Origin of the sequence: Sediminibacillus halophilus (genome assembly GCF_900103695.1) — a bacterium.
Lineage (GTDB): Bacteria > Bacillota > Bacilli > Bacillales > Amphibacillaceae > Sediminibacillus > Sediminibacillus halophilus.
This window is the reverse complement of sequence record NZ_FNHF01000003.1, coordinates 126,857-144,648: the sequence shown is the minus strand read 5'-3', so window position 1 is coordinate 144,648 and position 17,792 is coordinate 126,857. Positions and strand designations below refer to the sequence as shown.

General features: G+C 34.9%; 13 protein-coding genes and 2 pseudogenes. 4 read left to right on the top strand and 11 right to left on the bottom strand.

The features are described from left to right. Positions 1–51 precede the first annotated feature (51 nt). From BLR82_RS21320 to BLR82_RS11265, 6 genes and pseudogenes are all read right to left on the bottom strand, one after another. Positions 52–619 (bottom strand): annotated as a pseudogene (locus BLR82_RS21320) (NAD(P)/FAD-dependent oxidoreductase); the annotation flags it as partial. 28 nt (positions 620–647) lie between these two features. Beyond that, complete coding sequence (locus BLR82_RS11290; protein ID WP_074599408.1) at positions 648–1,670, bottom strand: ABC transporter substrate-binding protein; 1,023 nt, start codon at positions 1,668–1,670, stop codon at positions 648–650. Positions 1,671–1,680: 10 nt separating this feature from the next. After that, positions 1,681–2,442: an ABC transporter ATP-binding protein gene (locus tag BLR82_RS11285; protein WP_074599406.1), complete on the bottom strand. Its 762-nt coding sequence runs from the start codon at positions 2,440–2,442 to the stop codon at positions 1,681–1,683. Between the two features lie 3 nt (positions 2,443–2,445). Continuing rightward, positions 2,446–3,471 (bottom strand): FecCD family ABC transporter permease, encoded by a 1,026-nt coding sequence (locus tag BLR82_RS11280; protein WP_074600057.1) that lies wholly within the window; start codon positions 3,469–3,471, stop codon positions 2,446–2,448. A 582-nt stretch (positions 3,472–4,053) separates the two neighbouring features. Continuing rightward, a pseudogene (locus tag BLR82_RS21315) lies at positions 4,054–4,445 on the bottom strand (zinc-binding dehydrogenase); the annotation flags it as partial. Between the two features lie 279 nt (positions 4,446–4,724). Next, positions 4,725–5,558, bottom strand: a complete 834-nt coding sequence (locus tag BLR82_RS11265; RefSeq protein ID WP_074599404.1) for a hypothetical protein — start codon at positions 5,556–5,558, stop codon at positions 4,725–4,727. Positions 5,559–5,676: 118 nt separating this feature from the next. On the opposite strand from BLR82_RS11265, the gene BLR82_RS11260 reads away from it, so the two are divergent. Beyond that, on the top strand, positions 5,677–6,951 hold the full coding sequence (locus BLR82_RS11260) for a phytoene desaturase family protein (protein ID WP_074599402.1): 1,275 nt from the start codon (positions 5,677–5,679) through the stop codon (positions 6,949–6,951). Between the two features lie 2 nt (positions 6,952–6,953). Further along, positions 6,954–7,820 (top strand): RNA polymerase sigma-70 factor, encoded by an 867-nt coding sequence (locus tag BLR82_RS11255; protein ID WP_074599400.1) that lies wholly within the window; start codon positions 6,954–6,956, stop codon positions 7,818–7,820. 243 nt (positions 7,821–8,063) lie between these two features. On the opposite strand, the gene BLR82_RS11250 is transcribed toward BLR82_RS11255, so the two are convergent. From BLR82_RS11250 to BLR82_RS11240, 3 genes are all read right to left on the bottom strand, one after another. Next, entirely contained in the window at positions 8,064–9,641 is a 1,578-nt protein-coding gene (locus BLR82_RS11250; RefSeq protein ID WP_074599398.1) for a hypothetical protein, read from the bottom strand. Between the two features lie 782 nt (positions 9,642–10,423). Next, a complete protein-coding gene (locus tag BLR82_RS11245) occupies positions 10,424–11,098 on the bottom strand; it encodes a hypothetical protein (protein WP_074599396.1) in 675 nt (224 codons plus the stop codon). Positions 11,099–11,170: 72 nt separating this feature from the next. After that, positions 11,171–12,640: a hypothetical protein gene (locus tag BLR82_RS11240; RefSeq protein WP_074599394.1), complete on the bottom strand. Its 1,470-nt coding sequence runs from the start codon at positions 12,638–12,640 to the stop codon at positions 11,171–11,173. An 822-nt stretch (positions 12,641–13,462) separates the two neighbouring features. Between BLR82_RS11240 and BLR82_RS11235 the strand changes: the two genes are divergently transcribed. Together BLR82_RS11235 and BLR82_RS11230 are read left to right on the top strand one after the other, a co-directional pair. Further along, entirely contained in the window at positions 13,463–14,764 is a 1,302-nt protein-coding gene (locus tag BLR82_RS11235; RefSeq protein ID WP_074599392.1) for a voltage-gated chloride channel family protein, read from the top strand. A 179-nt stretch (positions 14,765–14,943) separates the two neighbouring features. After that, positions 14,944–15,555, top strand: a complete 612-nt coding sequence (locus BLR82_RS11230) for a DUF421 domain-containing protein (RefSeq protein ID WP_074599390.1) — start codon at positions 14,944–14,946, stop codon at positions 15,553–15,555. Positions 15,556–15,888: 333 nt separating this feature from the next. Here BLR82_RS11230 and BLR82_RS11225 read toward each other — a convergent pair whose 3' ends face one another. Both BLR82_RS11225 and BLR82_RS11220 read right to left on the bottom strand, forming a co-directional pair. Next, complete coding sequence (locus tag BLR82_RS11225; protein ID WP_074599388.1) at positions 15,889–16,947, bottom strand: sensor histidine kinase; 1,059 nt, start codon at positions 16,945–16,947, stop codon at positions 15,889–15,891. Continuing rightward, positions 16,925–17,632, bottom strand: a complete 708-nt coding sequence (locus BLR82_RS11220) for a response regulator transcription factor (RefSeq protein ID WP_074599386.1) — start codon at positions 17,630–17,632, stop codon at positions 16,925–16,927. The genes BLR82_RS11225 and BLR82_RS11220 overlap by 23 nt, the downstream gene beginning before the upstream one ends. Positions 17,633–17,792 lie beyond the last annotated feature (160 nt).

Here is a 17,792-nt window from a genome sequence, read left to right as displayed (position 1 = left end):
GACTTTTATCTCTAGTAACTATCACTACATCAAAATGTGCTAGCAGAATGAATGAGCATTAAGCGCATCTTTTCGATAAACCAAATAGACTTTAGGCGCGATCAACTCTAATTCATTTGCCCAATCGACTGCCTATGCCCACCATCAGAAATAAGTACGGTTTTATCTTTAAATCATTGGAGTGATTTAATCGTTTAGCGAAGATTAGCAACCTCATATTTTTCTGCCCCGTCTTATTCCAGTTTTTGTGGGTTGAGAATACTACCTCCGATTGCCAGGATAAATTGTCTTGGAATACTGCTTTTCTCCTGAGGCTGTATCAAGAATAAATATCCCTTGTTTATCCTGAGCAATCGTGGTTACCTTTTCCTTACAGCCATTCATTGAATCGAAGGTTTTTGCCTGTTCTATCATTTGTTTCTATCAACTGTTCACCAGACACCGGTGTCAGAGCGCCAATATCCCAAATCATTTTTTCAAGATGACATGCACCATGCCGCCCAAAGGTCTTGATACTCGATCACCTTTGTTTTCACATCACGCAATCCACTATAAAAGAGAAAAGATCCGCCGGCCCTGCTCCAATAATGGTCACATCGTAAATCTCTGGAGCAAACAGGAGAAGGAAAGGAACTCTTCCTACTAGTTTACTCGAATAACTCTGGATACATTTCTTCCGCCAGTATTTCCATACCGTCCAAGGCATTGTAGCTATAGCCAAACATGTAATTGTAATCCACCGCATAGACTTGCTCGTTCTGAATCGCCTTCATACTAGATAGTTTTGGATTACTGTATAAGCCCTCTTTTACCTTTTCTGCATTCTCAGGGTCATTATCTATCCAAGTCGGAATAATCAGTACATCAGGGTCTGTTTCGATTAACGTTTCTAAGCTTACCTCGCCTGTTTCCCCTTCAAAAGCATTGGTGAGTTTCACTTTACTAAATACATCATTAAAAAAGCTTTCCTCTCCAGAAGCGTACACAGATACCTCATTCGGATCGGTCATGTGTAAATAGACAAATGTCTTATCCTCTTCAATACTCGATAAATTATCGAGAATAGCTTGTTCTTGCTCCTTTAATTGTGAAATAAACGCTTCTGCTTTATCTTGCACGTTAAAAATATCGCTGACCTGCTCGATATCTTTGTAGATCGATTCATATGTTGCACCAGGTATCGAGGACTCCAGCACATAAGTATTCACACCCATCTCATTTAAGGAGTCTACCGTCCCGACACCCCACTCATCATTCGTAAACAAGCCGCCTCGGCCAAAAATCAAATCTGGATCAGTCCCTAAGGCTACTTCTTTACCTACATAGGAGTCACTTAGAATGTTTAAATCATGATAGTCCTCTTTAACGGTTGAATCTGGAGCACCAAAACTAGCACCAACACCCGCAATCTTATCCTTCAAACCCAAATGCAGTAATAATTCGGCAGCTGGTCTTGTATTAGCCATGATTCGTTCAGGAGCTTGATCAAACACTTGATCCTTTTCTTCCCATTCCGCACCACCCTCCGCTTTGGTATAGTTGGTAATCGTTACGGGATATTCTTCGGCTGTCCCCTCTTCTGCTGTTGCATTACTCTCTGTTTCATTGCCACAAGCTGCTAATAGGCTTATGATCATAACGGTCATGCATATATATAAATATTTTTTCATGTTCATCCTCCTATATTTGATACACAAATCCTAGTTGTTTCGTTACTGGATTTGTATATGTTTCACATTTGATTTGATATAACTCTCCAATAATTTCCGGGGTTAACACCTCTTCCGGCGTCCCAGCCGCATATACCTTCCCATTCTGCATTGCATAAAGATAGTCACAATAATGAGCAGCCATCTCTAAATCATGCAGTGCCGCCAAGACACCAATCTTTAAATCTTTGACACATTGTAAAATTTCCAGTTGATAACGAATGTCTAAATGGTTGGTTGGCTCATCTAAAATCATAAATTGCGGCTGTTGCGCAATGGTTCGTGCCAAAATGGTTCGTTGTTTCTCACCGCCAGATAAGGATAAATAACTTCTGTTCTTGTAATCTAATAGATTCGTTTGGCTTAATGCCTCCTCCACGATATCGATATCCTCTTGATTATCTACTTCTAACAACTTCTTATGCGGCGTTCTGCCCAACAGCACCATTTGCTCCACCGTTAAATCAAAATGCATTTCATTAAACTGACCGACGACGCCTAATTGCTGTGAAATCTTCTTTTGTGATGTGTTTAGTACATCGATATCCCCCAAAAAAACCTTGCCGTTATGTGGAGGAATGCTTTTATAAATACTCTTTAATAACGTGGATTTTCCACAGCCGTTCGGTCCGATCACGCCGACAAATTTTTGTTTGTTGACTTGCAATGAAATATTCTTCACAATTTCCTTTTTTCCCAACTTTGTCTCTAATTGATCCACTACCAGCTGCATAGCTTACCCTCCAAAATTATAGCCTCTTTTCACGATCATATAGATGAATAATGGAGAACCGATCACAGAAGTGAGAATGCCGATCGGGAGCTCCACATTCTCTACCAGTATCCGCGACAACACGTCTGCCCACATCAAGAAGAGGCCTCCTAAGAGTAAGGATGCTGGCATTAATCGTGTATGATCGGAACCAACTAATCCCCTACATATGTGTGGGATAATCAGACCAACAAAGCCAATCATTCCTGAATAGGCAACCATGGTACCGGTGATCAGTGCCGCGATGATCATGTATAGTTTTCGGAACACACTGAGATTAATTCCTAAGGTGATGGCCGATTCATCGCCTAATAACATGGTATTTAACACACGATGCTGGAAAAGGAAGAGAATACAACCAGCCAGTACAACAATGGTCAAAATAGGTAACTTGCTCCAACTCGCTGATGCCAAACTTCCCATGGTCCAAAAAGTGACACTCTTGATTCCCTCGGCATCATTCGCAAAGAAAATGACCAGACTAGATAATGAACTGCATAAGGCGCCGATCACGACACCAGATAACACCAATTTTATCGACGTTACCTTTCCCCCAATGCTTGATATGCCAAGAACGAGAACGGAGGTAATCATTGCACCCATGAATGCACCAAATGCGACTCCAAACTGGGCCAATACCGTTCCACTTCCAAATCCCACAAGGATAGCAAAGGTTGCCCCCAATGAACCTCCTGATGAAATACCAAGTATGTAAGGGTCGGCTAGTGGATTTTGTACGATGGCCTGCATCACTACACCACATAGAGCAAGCCCCATACCAATGAGCAAGGCAAATAGGACACGCGGCATACGAACTTGCATGATGATATTGATATATGAATCACTTTCTATTTGTTCTAAAGATCCAAGATGCCCATTAGTGATGGTATGTAACACCACTTGCATGGATTGTTGGAAGGGAATTGGGACCTGACCAATAGAGACGGAGTAAACAGCGGTAATTGCAATTGCGCAAATAAGAAAGATCATGGCAAACAGATAATAGGTTTGCTTGAGTCGTGCATTGCTTACTTGTTCAGTACGCAAACATGTACCTCCTTCCTTTTAATTGATAATGATAATCATTATCATTATAGAGGAGGGTGGTGCATGTTTGCAATCTGTTTTTGAAATAAATTTGAGGGGCTTCAATTTTTTACTGAAATATACGTTTATATGACGAGTTTTTAAGGAGGGTCAGCGCTGTGGATTTGCAGCAAGAATATAAGCTAATTCCAAGTCTAAACAGACTATTTAGTCTCCTGAGTAAAATTTCTCTTTCATGGGGTTAAGAGTTGACAGTTTACACTCCATTGGTGATTAAAATTACGAAGAGGAGGGGATAAAGTGGTTGGTAAGTTTTCAATTGGCTTTTTTGTTTTAAGCATAGCTTCTTTCTTAATGGCTATGTGGGATGTATTATCCCCGTATTTAGTTTTTTAGCGCAGTAGTTATTGGTATAATTCTAGGAATCCTTGTCATTAGCATATTAATGATTTTTGCATCAACCTCAAGTATTTAACATTATCTCTAGTTATAGTAACCTTCACGACATATTCTTAATCCGAAATTAGTAGCGGCATTATCATCACTTGGCTTCATAAACAAAATGTATAGGTTGCATGATGTTTTTTTCAAGCGCAGTAAGTTTATAGCTTGCTGCTGAAAACAACAGTGGTTAAAAAATCCAGAACCATATTCTTTACCAAACCCAGCATTAAATAATGCCGACACAGAAACAATTTTTCCACCGCTCTTTATCACTTCGAATGATTTCTCAAGTGCCTCGCCACCAAGCGTATCAAATACAGCATCATAGTTTTTCAGAATCTCTTCAAATTTTCTGTTTTATAATTTATAATTTCATCTGCACCTAGCGATTTTACTAAATTCGCACCAGCTTCACTTGCAGTGGTTGCAATTGTTGCGCCCATTATTTTGGCTAGTTGAGTAGCGAATGCACCCGGACATTATTAGTGTTTTACTTACTAAAACAGTTGTTGATGTTCTTCTTATGTAAAATTACTGTTTCAACCTGAATACATTCTTATCTAGAAAAAACCATACCTACAATATGCTGTTACTTATGGAAAAGATCTTTTGGAGAACTCAGATTAAAAATAAACAAACTCCCCATACGTCGTTCAATTGGTAGGGGAGTTTTCATACGTAGAATAATTTCAGTCTGATTTATGAGATGTTTGCTATGCCTTTATACAAGATATCTATAGCTTGTTTCATTTTCAATAGCTTACCAAAACATTTTCTCTAAAGAGATTTGCTACCTCTTCATCTAAACTGTTTAATCGTTGTTCTAGAATAGACGACATCTCATAAGACATGAACATTGGACGATTGACAACAGTCTCTATTTCTCTATTACTATTCTCTAACTTATCAAGCAACATAACCACACCATGGATGTCTTTTTCATTTAAGAACATATTTCCAAAAGTTATATCTCTGCCTTCTTGACTAACAAAGTATAAATCAAAATTAAAACTTTTTTCAGAACCACCTCTGTTATATAGCGTCTTAATTTTGGGATTTATATCCATTCTTTCTATTTCATCCAATGAAAGCGTGGTTGATGAGAATAAGCCTTTACTATGTATTGCAGTCTCATCGACATATTGATAATGATTAAGTAATGCAATATTGCAACCAATAAATAGTAGTAGTGCCCATATTGTGAAATGCCACCTTTTAAACCAATATTTCTTTGAAGAGAAGTAACAACGAACAAACACAATCAAAGTTATAAAAGGTAAGAAAAGATAAAACATTTCGATATATTGATTATGAAATTGACGAACATATACTGCATCACTAGGCACAAACCAATCTTCCTTCATATCCGTCAAAAAGCCGGACACATTAATTAATAAAAGAAAAAAGAGTACGCAGATATATCCCTTAAACCATTTGTTTTCAAACCATCGTTCTCCTTTTTCCTTTAAAATCAATACTCCCGAAATACAAAAAAGAAACGAAGTCAAAAGTCCGATCCAATGATCAGGCAGTATTAAGAGAATAAGATAAGCGATCACTAAACTAAACCCACCAAAGAACTCCATATATATCCCCCCAATTGTTTCACTTTCCTTGCACTATGTTGCAGTCAATTTTAACACACTGTCACATCTTTCCATCCTTCCTCGTCTTGAGTATGAAATCACAATTGGAGGTGATCTTATGACTCAAACGTGGGATGTTGTCATTGTTGGTGGTGGATTAGCAGGTTATGTTGCGGCAAATGCTTTAGCAAAAAATAATTTATCTATCCTACTATTAGAAAAAGGAAAAAATATTGGCGGGAGAGCTAGAACAAGCAAGATTAAAGATCAGTATTTGAATATTGGGCCCCATGCCTTTTATAAAAAAGGAAAAGCCAAGGCCTTTCTCGAAGAATATGGTATTAAACTTAACGGTAAATCACCTCATTTAAGTGGTGTATTAGTTGAAAACAATATGGAATATACTGCACCGTTCACTCCTCTAGGGATTTTTTCAACAAGTCTTTTAAATTGGAAAGAACGGATGGAATGGCTCTTGTTTATCATGAAAATTAATCGTATCGATACCGAAAAATTAACAGGACTAACATTCGAACAATGGGTGAAGCAAGCAGCACAATCTGAAAATGTTCGGTCATTACTTTATGCTCTAGGCAGACTTGCGACGTATTGTCATGCCCCCGAAAAGGTGAGTGCAAAATTAATTGTATCGCACTTGAAAACGGTGATGGGTGGAGTACTTTATCTTGATGGCGGGTGGCAGACGATTATCGACCAGCTCCACAACAGAGCAGTCATCACAGGTGCTCAGGTTCAAACACGCACAACCGTAAAACAAATTGTCCCGGATGAACCTGATCATCTTAAATTAGTGCTATCCGTGGGCGAGGAAATGCTAGCTAAGCATGTGATTTGTACAACCGGTCCTAACGAGCTTACTAAATTGTTAGGAGATAATCTCCCCCAAAGCAGCTTTATCACCCAACCAACACCAGTAAAAGGTGCAACGCTTGATGTTGCTTTGTCTCAGCTTCCTAATCCAAAGCGGTTATTTGCCATGAGCCTGTCCGGCCCCTTTTATTATTCCATACATTCAACTTATGCCCGACTATCTGAAGATGGAAAAAGTGCTGTTCTGCATGTGTTTAAATATCACCATCCAGATGATCACATAGATAGGAAAAAGGTACAACATGAGCTTGAACAATTCCTAGATAAGATGCAGCCAGGATGGCAAAAGCATGTGATTACAAGTCGCTATATTCCGCAAATTATTGTTAATCAGCGCTTACCCCGCATTGGGGATGAACACAATCTGGTCCGTTCTAAAACAGATATCCCGGGATTATATATAGCAGGAGACTGGGCTTCTCCTCATTCCATTTTGGCAGAAGGAGCTATTAGTAGCGGGAAACAGGCAGCTGAAGAAATTATTCAGAAAGAAAAGAGTTGAATATGGTGCAGATTAGTAATGAGGATTATAAACAATTTAAACGGTTGTTGTTTTCAATCGGTTATCGGATGTTAGGTTCTGTAGCAGAAGCAGAAGATATGGTACAAGAAACTTTTTTAAAAGCGTATCAAATTGATGACCAAAAGCTAGATAATAAGAAAGCATATCTCTGCAAAATCATGACAAACCGCTGTCTTGATGTATTAAGATCAGCACAGTATAGACGAGAACATTACGTGGGACCATGGAATCCTGAACCTCTATTGCAAGAGAGTACACATGACATTGATCCCTCGGAGGTTGTTCTTCAAAAAGAAGGATTGAGTGTTGCCTATTTACGAATGATGGAACATTTAGCACCGGATGAACGGGCAGTCCTCCTTTTAAGAGAAGTATTTCATTTCTCTTATTTGGAGATTAGTAACTTCATTGAAAAGAAAGAAGAAAATTGCAGGAAAATTTTTAGCAGGGCCAAGCAAAAAATCTCGAGCATAGAGGGTGAAAGTTTAAACTACGAGAAGAATAAATCCCTTATCGATCGCTTTATCCAAGCGTTTCAAATGCAAAATATCGATGCCTTACTAGAACTCATATCTGAAGTAGTCACGCTCTATTCCGACGGAGGAGGAAAAGTCAATGCAGCTGTTCGTCCAATTGAATCCCGCTCCAATGTTTTGGCCTTTTTATACGGAATCTTCAACAAGGCTCCTGAAGACTTCTCTTTCAAAGTCAAAAAGGTCAATGGTCAGCCAGCCATTGTGACTTTTGTAAATGGTAAGGTCCAAAGTATCATTAGTTTTTATATACGTGATGATACAATTAAGGAAATGTATATTACCATGAATCCTGATAAGCTTCCCACTTATTGAGAAAAATTAAGTTGTCACTGTCGCTTAAGATTAGAAAATTATAACCTTTGGGGACAGCCTCTTTATCTATATTAAATACAAAAAGCTAATTTGTTTATGATACGGTTCCACCGCAGGAATACTAAACACAAAGTATATTTTGATAATAAAGTGTATATACAAATTTTTAAAAAAACTATAAGACCACTTAAGTATTAAGTGGTCTTATAGTTTTTTGATTACATTCTTTTCATTTTTCCATTCTTAATGAATATAATACTTCTTAAGAACATCTATAATGTGCTTTTCTCTTTTTCCTTCTAGTAATTGTAATAATTTTTCTCCATCATAAAACACATCGTGAGTTTCTGGTTTAACATTTTTATGTGTATTTATATTATTTAACACTTTTAAAGCATCTGCTGAAAACCTAGCAGTAGTAATATAACAGCCCTTCACAGGAAATGAGTTTTGCTTTTGTAACTCTTCTCTAGCAAATGGTAATGTTGTATTAAAAAACCATTTAACTGTATTTGGTTTATCATGTGGTTTTAATGGAATTTCTATTTTAGAGTTTTTACCTTTAAACTCATAAACAATAATTTCTTCATTTTGAAAATCACGAACAATAACATCATATTCATATTCACGATGTGTTCCATCAACTTCTTTTCTTTTTAGAACCTTTCCTAGTTCTATTGAAGCGTGTGGATGGATTATTTTTATTAAAGGATACATCAATACCTCAAACAAATCACCTTTCATATTTCCTAAATTAATTGATTGTCCAGACTTCTCCATTTCAGATAATGTTGCATCCACATTCTCTACAATTTCTTCAGATGTACCCCAATCATTTAATATTGAACTTTTAATTTCTTTAATTTTATGAATGATAGGGTATATATTTTCTCCAAAAATTGACCCTAAATTAAGCATTATAAAACCTAATGATTTTAATTGACTGAATGCATGAGAAGAAATTTCTTGGTACACAACAATAGGGAGTATTTTCCTCTCCCTAGTTGCACTTGATCGAACGGCTTGAACCCTTCTTAAAAACCCCTGCACATCACATGACATATAGCTTCTATGTATTACTATATCTAACACAACTAATGTCTTTTTTTCATCACGTTCTATACTATTACCCAATGTAGTATTGTAACCAGTTGTATTAGTATAAGCAAAGGCATCCCAAATATAATTATTATGTTCTGCACCTTTTGATGGTAATGTTTGATTTCTGTATACTATATATTTATTATCGATGAAATTATGTTTTATTAGCCAATTTCGTACATCTGGAATGAAAAAGCAATCCATAATCATATTACTTCGATGTTGATACATTAAAGGAATAACTTTATTACTAACACTTGATAAAATTATGTAGGTAATGCCACTATCAGTTGTTGTTTCAACAACCCCTAGATATTCTAGCATATATAGTATTTCATTCAGAGTATTAGACTTTTCTTTTTCTTTTCTCAAAGGGGATGCTGTAATCTTTAGCCCCTCGTAGTAAGAAATGATTCCTTCGCTAGCATCTAGTAAATTTAATAAATGATAAACTGGAGGACGGTTCTTTTTAGTTATTTCCTTAATAACATTAATACTTAAGCTAGTTTTATTTTTATAATAAACATACTGACCATTTCCAAATGTTATAGGGTGACTGGATTGTAATATCCCCTTACTACAAGCCCTAGAAATAATCTTTCGTGCATTAGAAGAAGTTATTTGAAATTTTTCTTGAAGAATTTGGTTTAATTCATTACCTGTCTTATAAAATTTATCATTAGCAAATATTACTGATAAATACTCGTCATATTTACTCACATAATCACCCATTTTAAAGTATTGTCACACTGCCCTTATATTATATTAATTGCTATAAAACAGTGCCTTCCTATTTTTTAAAAAACACTGTTAAATCAATGTTTTCACACTTCTGTTTTTTTAAAAGGTGTCACAATGTATCATTTTTAGTTTTACTTAAGTAGTCATGGGATACTCAACAATAAAAATAAAATTAACACTTCCACTTCATCAACCATATTTATTCACTTAATACAAATTAAAGCTTGTCACACTGCCCTTATATTACATTAATTTCTATTAAACAGTGCCTTCCTATTTTTTAAAAAACACTGTTAAATCAATGTTTTCACACTTCTGTTTTTTTAAAAGATGTCACAATGTATCATTTTAGTAAACATTAAGTTAGTACTGGTTTAATTCCCAACTCAATACCCCCTTAATTTCTGTTTACATTTATTTTAACACTTAAATAAAGTTCGTTTCGCTTAAGTATATAATTATAGTCTGTCTTTAGATGTGCTACCACCTTTCATAAAATCTCACCCTATAAATTGTTGTAAAGTACCCTCCACTACAATAAAAGACACTCTTTACGAATGCCTTATACAACCTTATCTTTACTTTTTCTCTATTGCCCCATTTTCTTACTATTAGAATAATTATACTAAATATCTATCATATTTTTCATAATGGCTAAAAAAAAGTTTGGATATTGATATGCCAATCCTTTTTTACCTTTCGCAGTATTTTCTTGTCCAATACTAGGTCTACTTGCTGTTTTTCAATCGCTAACTTTGCTCTCAGGTATTATCTCGTTCTAATATTTTATTTAACAACCAATTGTATTTGCTCAGAACAGCGATATTTCTTTCATTATTTATCTTTTGTAAGACCTTCTCCTTTAAATTGAGCAAACTTTGTTTTTCAGAGTCTAATTTAACTAGCCACTTTAAAGGGTCTATATAATATTGTCCATCGAAATCTCTAGTAATATTTAACTGATCTGTATCTCCATCTATTACTTTTACAACAGTTTCATCTATTAATATTCTCGGATAAATTGCATATTTTGATTCTAACTCATAAGCGTTAATTAGAGCTTGTCCAAAAAGCAATCCTTTATCCGAATTATATTTTATATTTCCAATTACTATTGAACCTCTTATTAAAATCCCAAAATGAGTTAACATATTTATTTGAATAGCTGCTATTCTATCAATAATTACATTTAAATAGTCAGAGAACTTTTGCCCATAGTCATTAAATATTGGTTTGAGGTCCAAAATATTAATAACTGAATCAGAAAAAACAATTACATCTGATTTATAATCTGGTTCTGACAATAGATGCATTGTTGTTAGTATATCTTCAATTTTTTCAGGTTGATTTTTATACTTATTCATTATTAAGTTCTTAAAACCTAATACATCGAAAAATACTAGTATTTTTTCCTTATATCCGTTTTCACTATTCAAAACGTTTCACCTTCATTTCTAATGCAATTTCAATAACCTTCAAATAATCTTTATAACCCTAAATTTTCGAAATTAGAATATGGTTTTAATAAGCTCAAATATTATATATAAGGAATTATATAGACCAATCCCACCAAAAAATATAGAGAAAATCAATAATAGTATATAAGTTATTACTATTAATACACCTTTTAGCGACTTATCCTTTTTGCGAAAAATTATTTTACGATATTGATGCTGTAGCTTTTCGACTGCCCAAGAGGATTCATAAAAGAATAATTCTTCTATCACAGGTAGATAGTTATTATTAAGTAACGTGTCGTAGTTTCTATATATACTAGTACTGTGTAATTCTTTTCCTTCTAATTCCTTTATAGATGACTTATCAATACTTAAGGTAAATTTACTCCAGTATTTTTGCGATTTTTCTTTTACCATATAATTATCATACACAACTACACTACTATATGAGTTTATATTCTCCAGACTAAAATCTTGATTATGTATTCTTCGACTACCTTGATAAAAGTATATATCACCTTGAATATACTCAATTTTCTTAGGCGTTAAATTATATAACTCTATCAATCTATATACCTTTCGATTTCCTTTAATAAATTCTATTTTATCCCTTACTTGCAATTTTAATATGCTATTTTGAGCTTCATTATTATTTCTACTATATTCTGCGAGTTCTTCGGATTCTCTTTTTTTAAATTTAATGTCACTAATTTTAAATAAAACAATAGTTCCCAAAATAATTATCCATAACACTATTAGTCCAATAATATTAAATATACCTAACCCCTCTCTAAAATACTTTATTATGGGGCTAATAATGAATACCAATAATAATAATAAGCCAATAAATCTAAACATTTTACGCTTCCAAAGAAAACTTTTACTTTCTGGACTTAACATTATCTCTTTTCTTTGTATCTTTTCATCTTCATTCATTATTGTTACAAATTTTCTTAACCTATCATTAAAACTCTCTTTTAGTAAAACATCCCCGTTAGTAGATGCAAGTAAAGTTTGGGCGATTAGACTTCCATGTATCATATTTAGTTTCTCAGTATTTACTTCAAGACCTAGTTTATGTAAATACTCATTTAGTGTTCTTTTAACATTACTTTCAATAATGTCTATATTAAGATTTACTTGTGTTAGTTTTATATCCTTAGTATTATCCATTTCATCATCTAAAAAAGACGTTAAATTATGTACATCAGAATCACTATACATCTTTTTTGATTCCGCACTGAATTCACCAATAAGCACAACCTCATATGTAGTTGCCTTTTTATCTGAATTTACTAATGATCTTATTACTTCTTTAATAATTGATGGTTTAAAGCTATTTTTTGTAGACTTTACTTGAATAAATTTAACACTTCCATCTATGTAAGTTATTTCTATATCTACTTTTTCTTCATTAGGTTCTACTGAGATATTTTTCCACGAAGTATTTCTAACAGACTCAAGAACACTAATTAATGCTTGTAAATAAAAACCACGAGAAGCATTTCTTCCACCATTCATCAAGTTCCCCCACTTTTTTTTATCACCTTTTTAATATTAGTTCATTCTTAAAATCTTTGTATATATTGAACCAGTGCCACTATAATATTCGACATTTATATAGATTATCCTACAAGAATGAAATTGTAATATTAATATGTAATGGAATGATATTAATAAAAAGGCTTAGTTTTTCACTAACCAAGCCCTTTGTATAACTAATGCAATATTTTGTCTAATATAACCTTATCAAAAACAACTTCAACCCTCTGCTTTACCATCACTTGTGATACGGTTCATTGTGGTTTATCTAAATAGGATTTAAACGTGTTCCTCAAATAGACGCTTTCACAAGACTACGTCTGCTGAACTACATATAGCTTATCTAAGTCATCATTTTTTAAAGATTTTAGTGAAGAGTTATTTATCCCACTCAAATAGTAAAAGTGCTTCCCTGTCAGACAAAATAACCTAATTGCTTACTCCCCGTTCGTAATTCAATCAGATATGCTGATAGTTGCTTAATTCTGGCATCGCTCGATTTGTGAAAGGTATATATATCACAAAAAGCATACATCTTTTCTTCGCCATTCTCACTTGGGGTTTTCATCGTCCCCTCGATGACCGCATTATTTCCTTGTACAAGAATACTTTTCGTGATAAATCTAAATACGTTTTTTCTGATTAGTATGTAAAAAAGCCTTAATATAACCTGTATTAATGGGTTGATCTTTTTTTGCTTCTCTCATAATTGGCTATTCATTATTTGTTTTAATAATTTTAATACGACAGGCAACAATAGAATTGAATTTATTAAAGGAAAGAAAAGAGTTGAGTTGGTGAATGCTATTAAAGTATAAAAACTTTTTTTCAGTTCTCGGTTTATGGATTATCTTTGGAAGCATAATTGGTATAGTTGTCGGGTCGACAACCACTTTCCTTTTAGAGACAAACGATTACCTTGGAGATGACATACGATTAAAAAGAGATTGGCTTATCTTCCTTCTCCCCTTTGGAGGAATTATCATTGGATACATATATATGAACTACGGAAAGGTGTTTTTGAATAATACTTGGAATGACACTGCTAAACTAAATAATCTGGTAATAGACTCGGTTCACGGAAAAAAAGAAGTACCGAGGAGAATGGGGCCTATCGTCTATTTCGGGACTTTTATCACAGTCCTTTTTGGAGGTTCAACCGGAAGAGAAGGTGCAGCTGTCCAAATGGGAGGAAGTGTAGCTGCAACGGTCAACAAATTTTTTAAGGTAAACAAATTCGATAAGAAAATTTTAATGATGAGCGGTATAAGTGCTGGCTTTGGTGCTGCCTTTGGAGCACCTATAACAGGTGCTGTTTTTGGCATGGAAATGACTGCTTTGGGAAAGCTGAAATTTGAAGCACTTGTTCCTTGTCTTACTGCAAGCTTTGTTGGTCACTATATAACTACAGCAGCTTGGGGACATAAACACGAAGAATTTATAATACAAACCGTTCCGGAGATATCTATTATTACATTTATAATAGTTATTCTTTTATCAATCATTTTCAGCCTAATTAGTGTTTTATACTGTCAGTTGAGGCATTGGATAGAAAAATTCTCTGAGAAAGTTTTCAAAAAAAACCATATGAAAAGAGCCTTTTTTGGAGGTATAGTCATTGTAGTATTAACTTTAATGGTTAATTCACAAGATTACAACGGCCGAGGATTACAGATGTTAGAACAATCTTTTATAGAAGACGTTCCGCCCTTTGCTTTTCTGGCCAAGCTAATATTTACAGCAGTAACTTTGGGTACCGGCTTTGTTGGCGGTGAAGCTATACCTTTATTTTTCATTGGGGCTACATTAGGCAATACCTTACACACATTGATCGATTTACCTATGTCATTTCTCGCTGCATTAGGATTAATTGCTGTTTTTTCTGGAGGGACTAATACCCCTATAGCAGCTTTCCTGCTTGCAATGGAGATGTTTGATGGAAAAGGATTAGAGTACTTTTTTGTTGCTTGTATAGTCAGCTATCTATTCTCAGGACACCATGGATTATGGCCATCGCAAAAAATATATGAGCCTAAGAGCAGGTTATATAATACTCTTCGTGCGGAAACTATTGAAAACGTTGAAACAAAGAAAAAACTTTAGAAAATTAGACGTAAACAGCAATATGCTGCCGTTTTATTGCTCTATTTATATAAAGACACTTCACTAAATAATAAAGTAACGGGTATCATCCAACAACAATAAACAATAGGAATTATAATTAAACAGAAAGACTCAATTGTAAGTATATTTTTAGCAACATTTGAAAAGAGGAGATGTTTATGGATTTACACTTCATATGGAAAGCTATTGTCGTCGTGATAGGAGGAGTCCTGATCTTACGATTAGCTGGAAGAAAATCAATCTCACAGCTTACTGTTGCTCAGACTGTCATGATGATAGCTGTTGGGTCATTAATTATTCAACCTGTTGGCGATAGGAACATCTGGATTACAATGTTGATTACATTTTTAATGGTAGCTACACTTCTTTTTATTGAGTATATCGTTTTGAAATCGAATGCTTTTGAAACGTTAATTTATGGAAAAGGAGTTGTAGTAGTTGAAAACGGCCAAATTAATGAACGGAATTTAAAGAAACTGCGGTTAACAATTGATATGCTTGAAGTACGAATGAGACAACAAAACATTCAGCATTTTACTGATTTACAATGGGCTACAATAGAATCGAACGGTCAGTTAGGGTATATGTTAAAGTCTGATAAACAATTCGCTACTAAAGAGGATATTCATATGCTGAAATCGCTGATTGAATCAAATCAATCTAATCCTCCAAATGAAACATCAAAAACTAAAACAAGTGTGTCAGATAACATATTTACTGAGGTTAAAAATAGAAAGCATAAAGAAAAACCTAAAGAAAATTTGGATTAACAGTAATGATAAGCATGATGATTTGCGTTCTTGATCAAGAAACATTCTTTAGGAGAATTACTAGTTTGGCTGCATCTTTCCTTTGGAGACAAACAAGAAAACGGAATCTCTGGTTTTCCTTCGGGCGCCTGCCACTTACCTAATTTTTCCATATTTTATCGAAAAATTTTAATGTGTACATTATTGTTGCAACTTGGAACTAAAAACCTCATTTACTTATGGTAAGGTTCTCCATAAGTGGTTTGGTAAAGCAAACCACAGAATTTATTGTAACTTTTTCCAACGGAATTCTTAAAGATATAGTGAATGCACTCCCTTCAGAGCATTAAGCACTTATATTGGTATCCAACCTTTTAAGGATGCACCACCCTCTGGGTGATTTCCAACAACTAATTCTCCACCATGTTGCCTAACTATTCGTTGTGAAATAGTTAACCCTAACCCGGCTCCTCCGGTTGAACGATTTCTCGATGCTTCCCCTCGATATAGTGGTTCAAATACTCTTTGAAGATCCTTTGCAGAAAATCCCTCTCCTGTATCTTGTATCGTAAAGGTCACACAGGTTTCATCTCTATTGCAATTAACGAAAATATTACCACCACTAGGTGTATGTCTGACCGCATTATCTATTAAGTTATTCACGGCTCGCTCTAATAAGTGTGAATCGCCCTTGATATTGCAATCACTTGTCAAGTTATCCGCTATGATAGAGATATCCTTTTGCTCAGCCTGAGGGCTTAGGCTTTCAATCGAGTTCTTGAGAACAAGGCTGAGGTCAATCATATTTTCGCTTAGTATCATTTCTTGGTACTCTGTCTTCGCAAACGTGAAAAGATCCTCTACAAGGCGGTCTAACTGCACTGACTTCTCCTTACAAACTGCGAGATACTCTGCTCTCTTTTCAGGTGAATCAGCAATACCTTGCTCTAGGCCATCTAAATAACCCCGTAAGGCAAATAACGGTGTCCGTAAGTCATGCGCAACAGCAGCAATCACAAACCTCCGTTCATCTTCCAGTTCAACCTGTTTCTGAAAAGATTTTTTTAGACTATCAACCATAATATTAAACCCATCATGGACTTCAGCAATTTCTGAAATTCTTGAAGAAGGTATTTCGATATCCAAATCTCCTTCTGCAATCTGCCGAGCACATAGGCTCATCTTCTCTAGCGGAATAAGAATACATCTTCGCATTGCATAAGCCACAATCAAAAAGGCCAATAGTAGACCAGTGATTCCCGCAACTATTTGAGTCATTTTTGAATCGGTCTCAATTCCCAGATTGAATGAATTTGTTTCAAAAAAATGCCCAACTACATAAAATATCCACGGAATAGTAAGTATAATAAATAAACTAAGAATGGTGAATTTACGAATGCGAATGGTTTCCATTTTCTTCTCCTTTAAAACGATAGCCTATGCCCCATACGTTCACAATAAATTGCGGATTATTCGGATCAGCCTCAATTTTCTCACGAAGCCGGCTTAGATGGACACGAATAGTATGTTTATCACCAATTCCTTCCCAAAACTTTTCAAGTAATTGGTCATATGAAAAAACGTATTTAGGATGTTCGGCAAACAATTGAAGTAAATCATACTCTTTCGGTGTCAGTGAGATAGGCTGCCCTTTTATAAACACTTCTCTTGTAGACAAATCCAACGACATACGCCCATAATCCAAGACCTTCCTAGATCCTTGTTCAGAACTCGAACGCCTTAACACAGCCTTCACTCTTGCAACAATCTCACCCGGTGAAGCGGTTTTGACTATATAATCATCTCCTCCAAGTGCTAGTCCGCGAATCTTATCTACATCATCACTTAGAGCACTCAAAAAAAGGATTGGGACATCGCTTTCCATACGAAGCTGCCTACATAACTCAAAACCGTTTTGTCCCGGCATCATTATATCCAAAATGATGCACTCAATTGTACTTTGTTTCAAGATGACAAGTGCCTGAGCAGTGTCATAAGCAGTTTCCACATAAAAACCCTCATTTTCTAAGAAATCTCTCAATAGTTCTACAATACTTTTATCATCGTCAACGACTAGAATCGTCTGTACTAAGTTCACGAAAATCTCACCTTTCCTCAGATGACACACCCTTGATACAAACCTATCAACATTTAAATTTCAATTTAAGTTTATCATTTTTTCAATGAAGAATAAGTATTATGATGGATTGTGATTATTTTGTGATTGTTTTATACCCTCTTTTGAGATATTAAAAGGT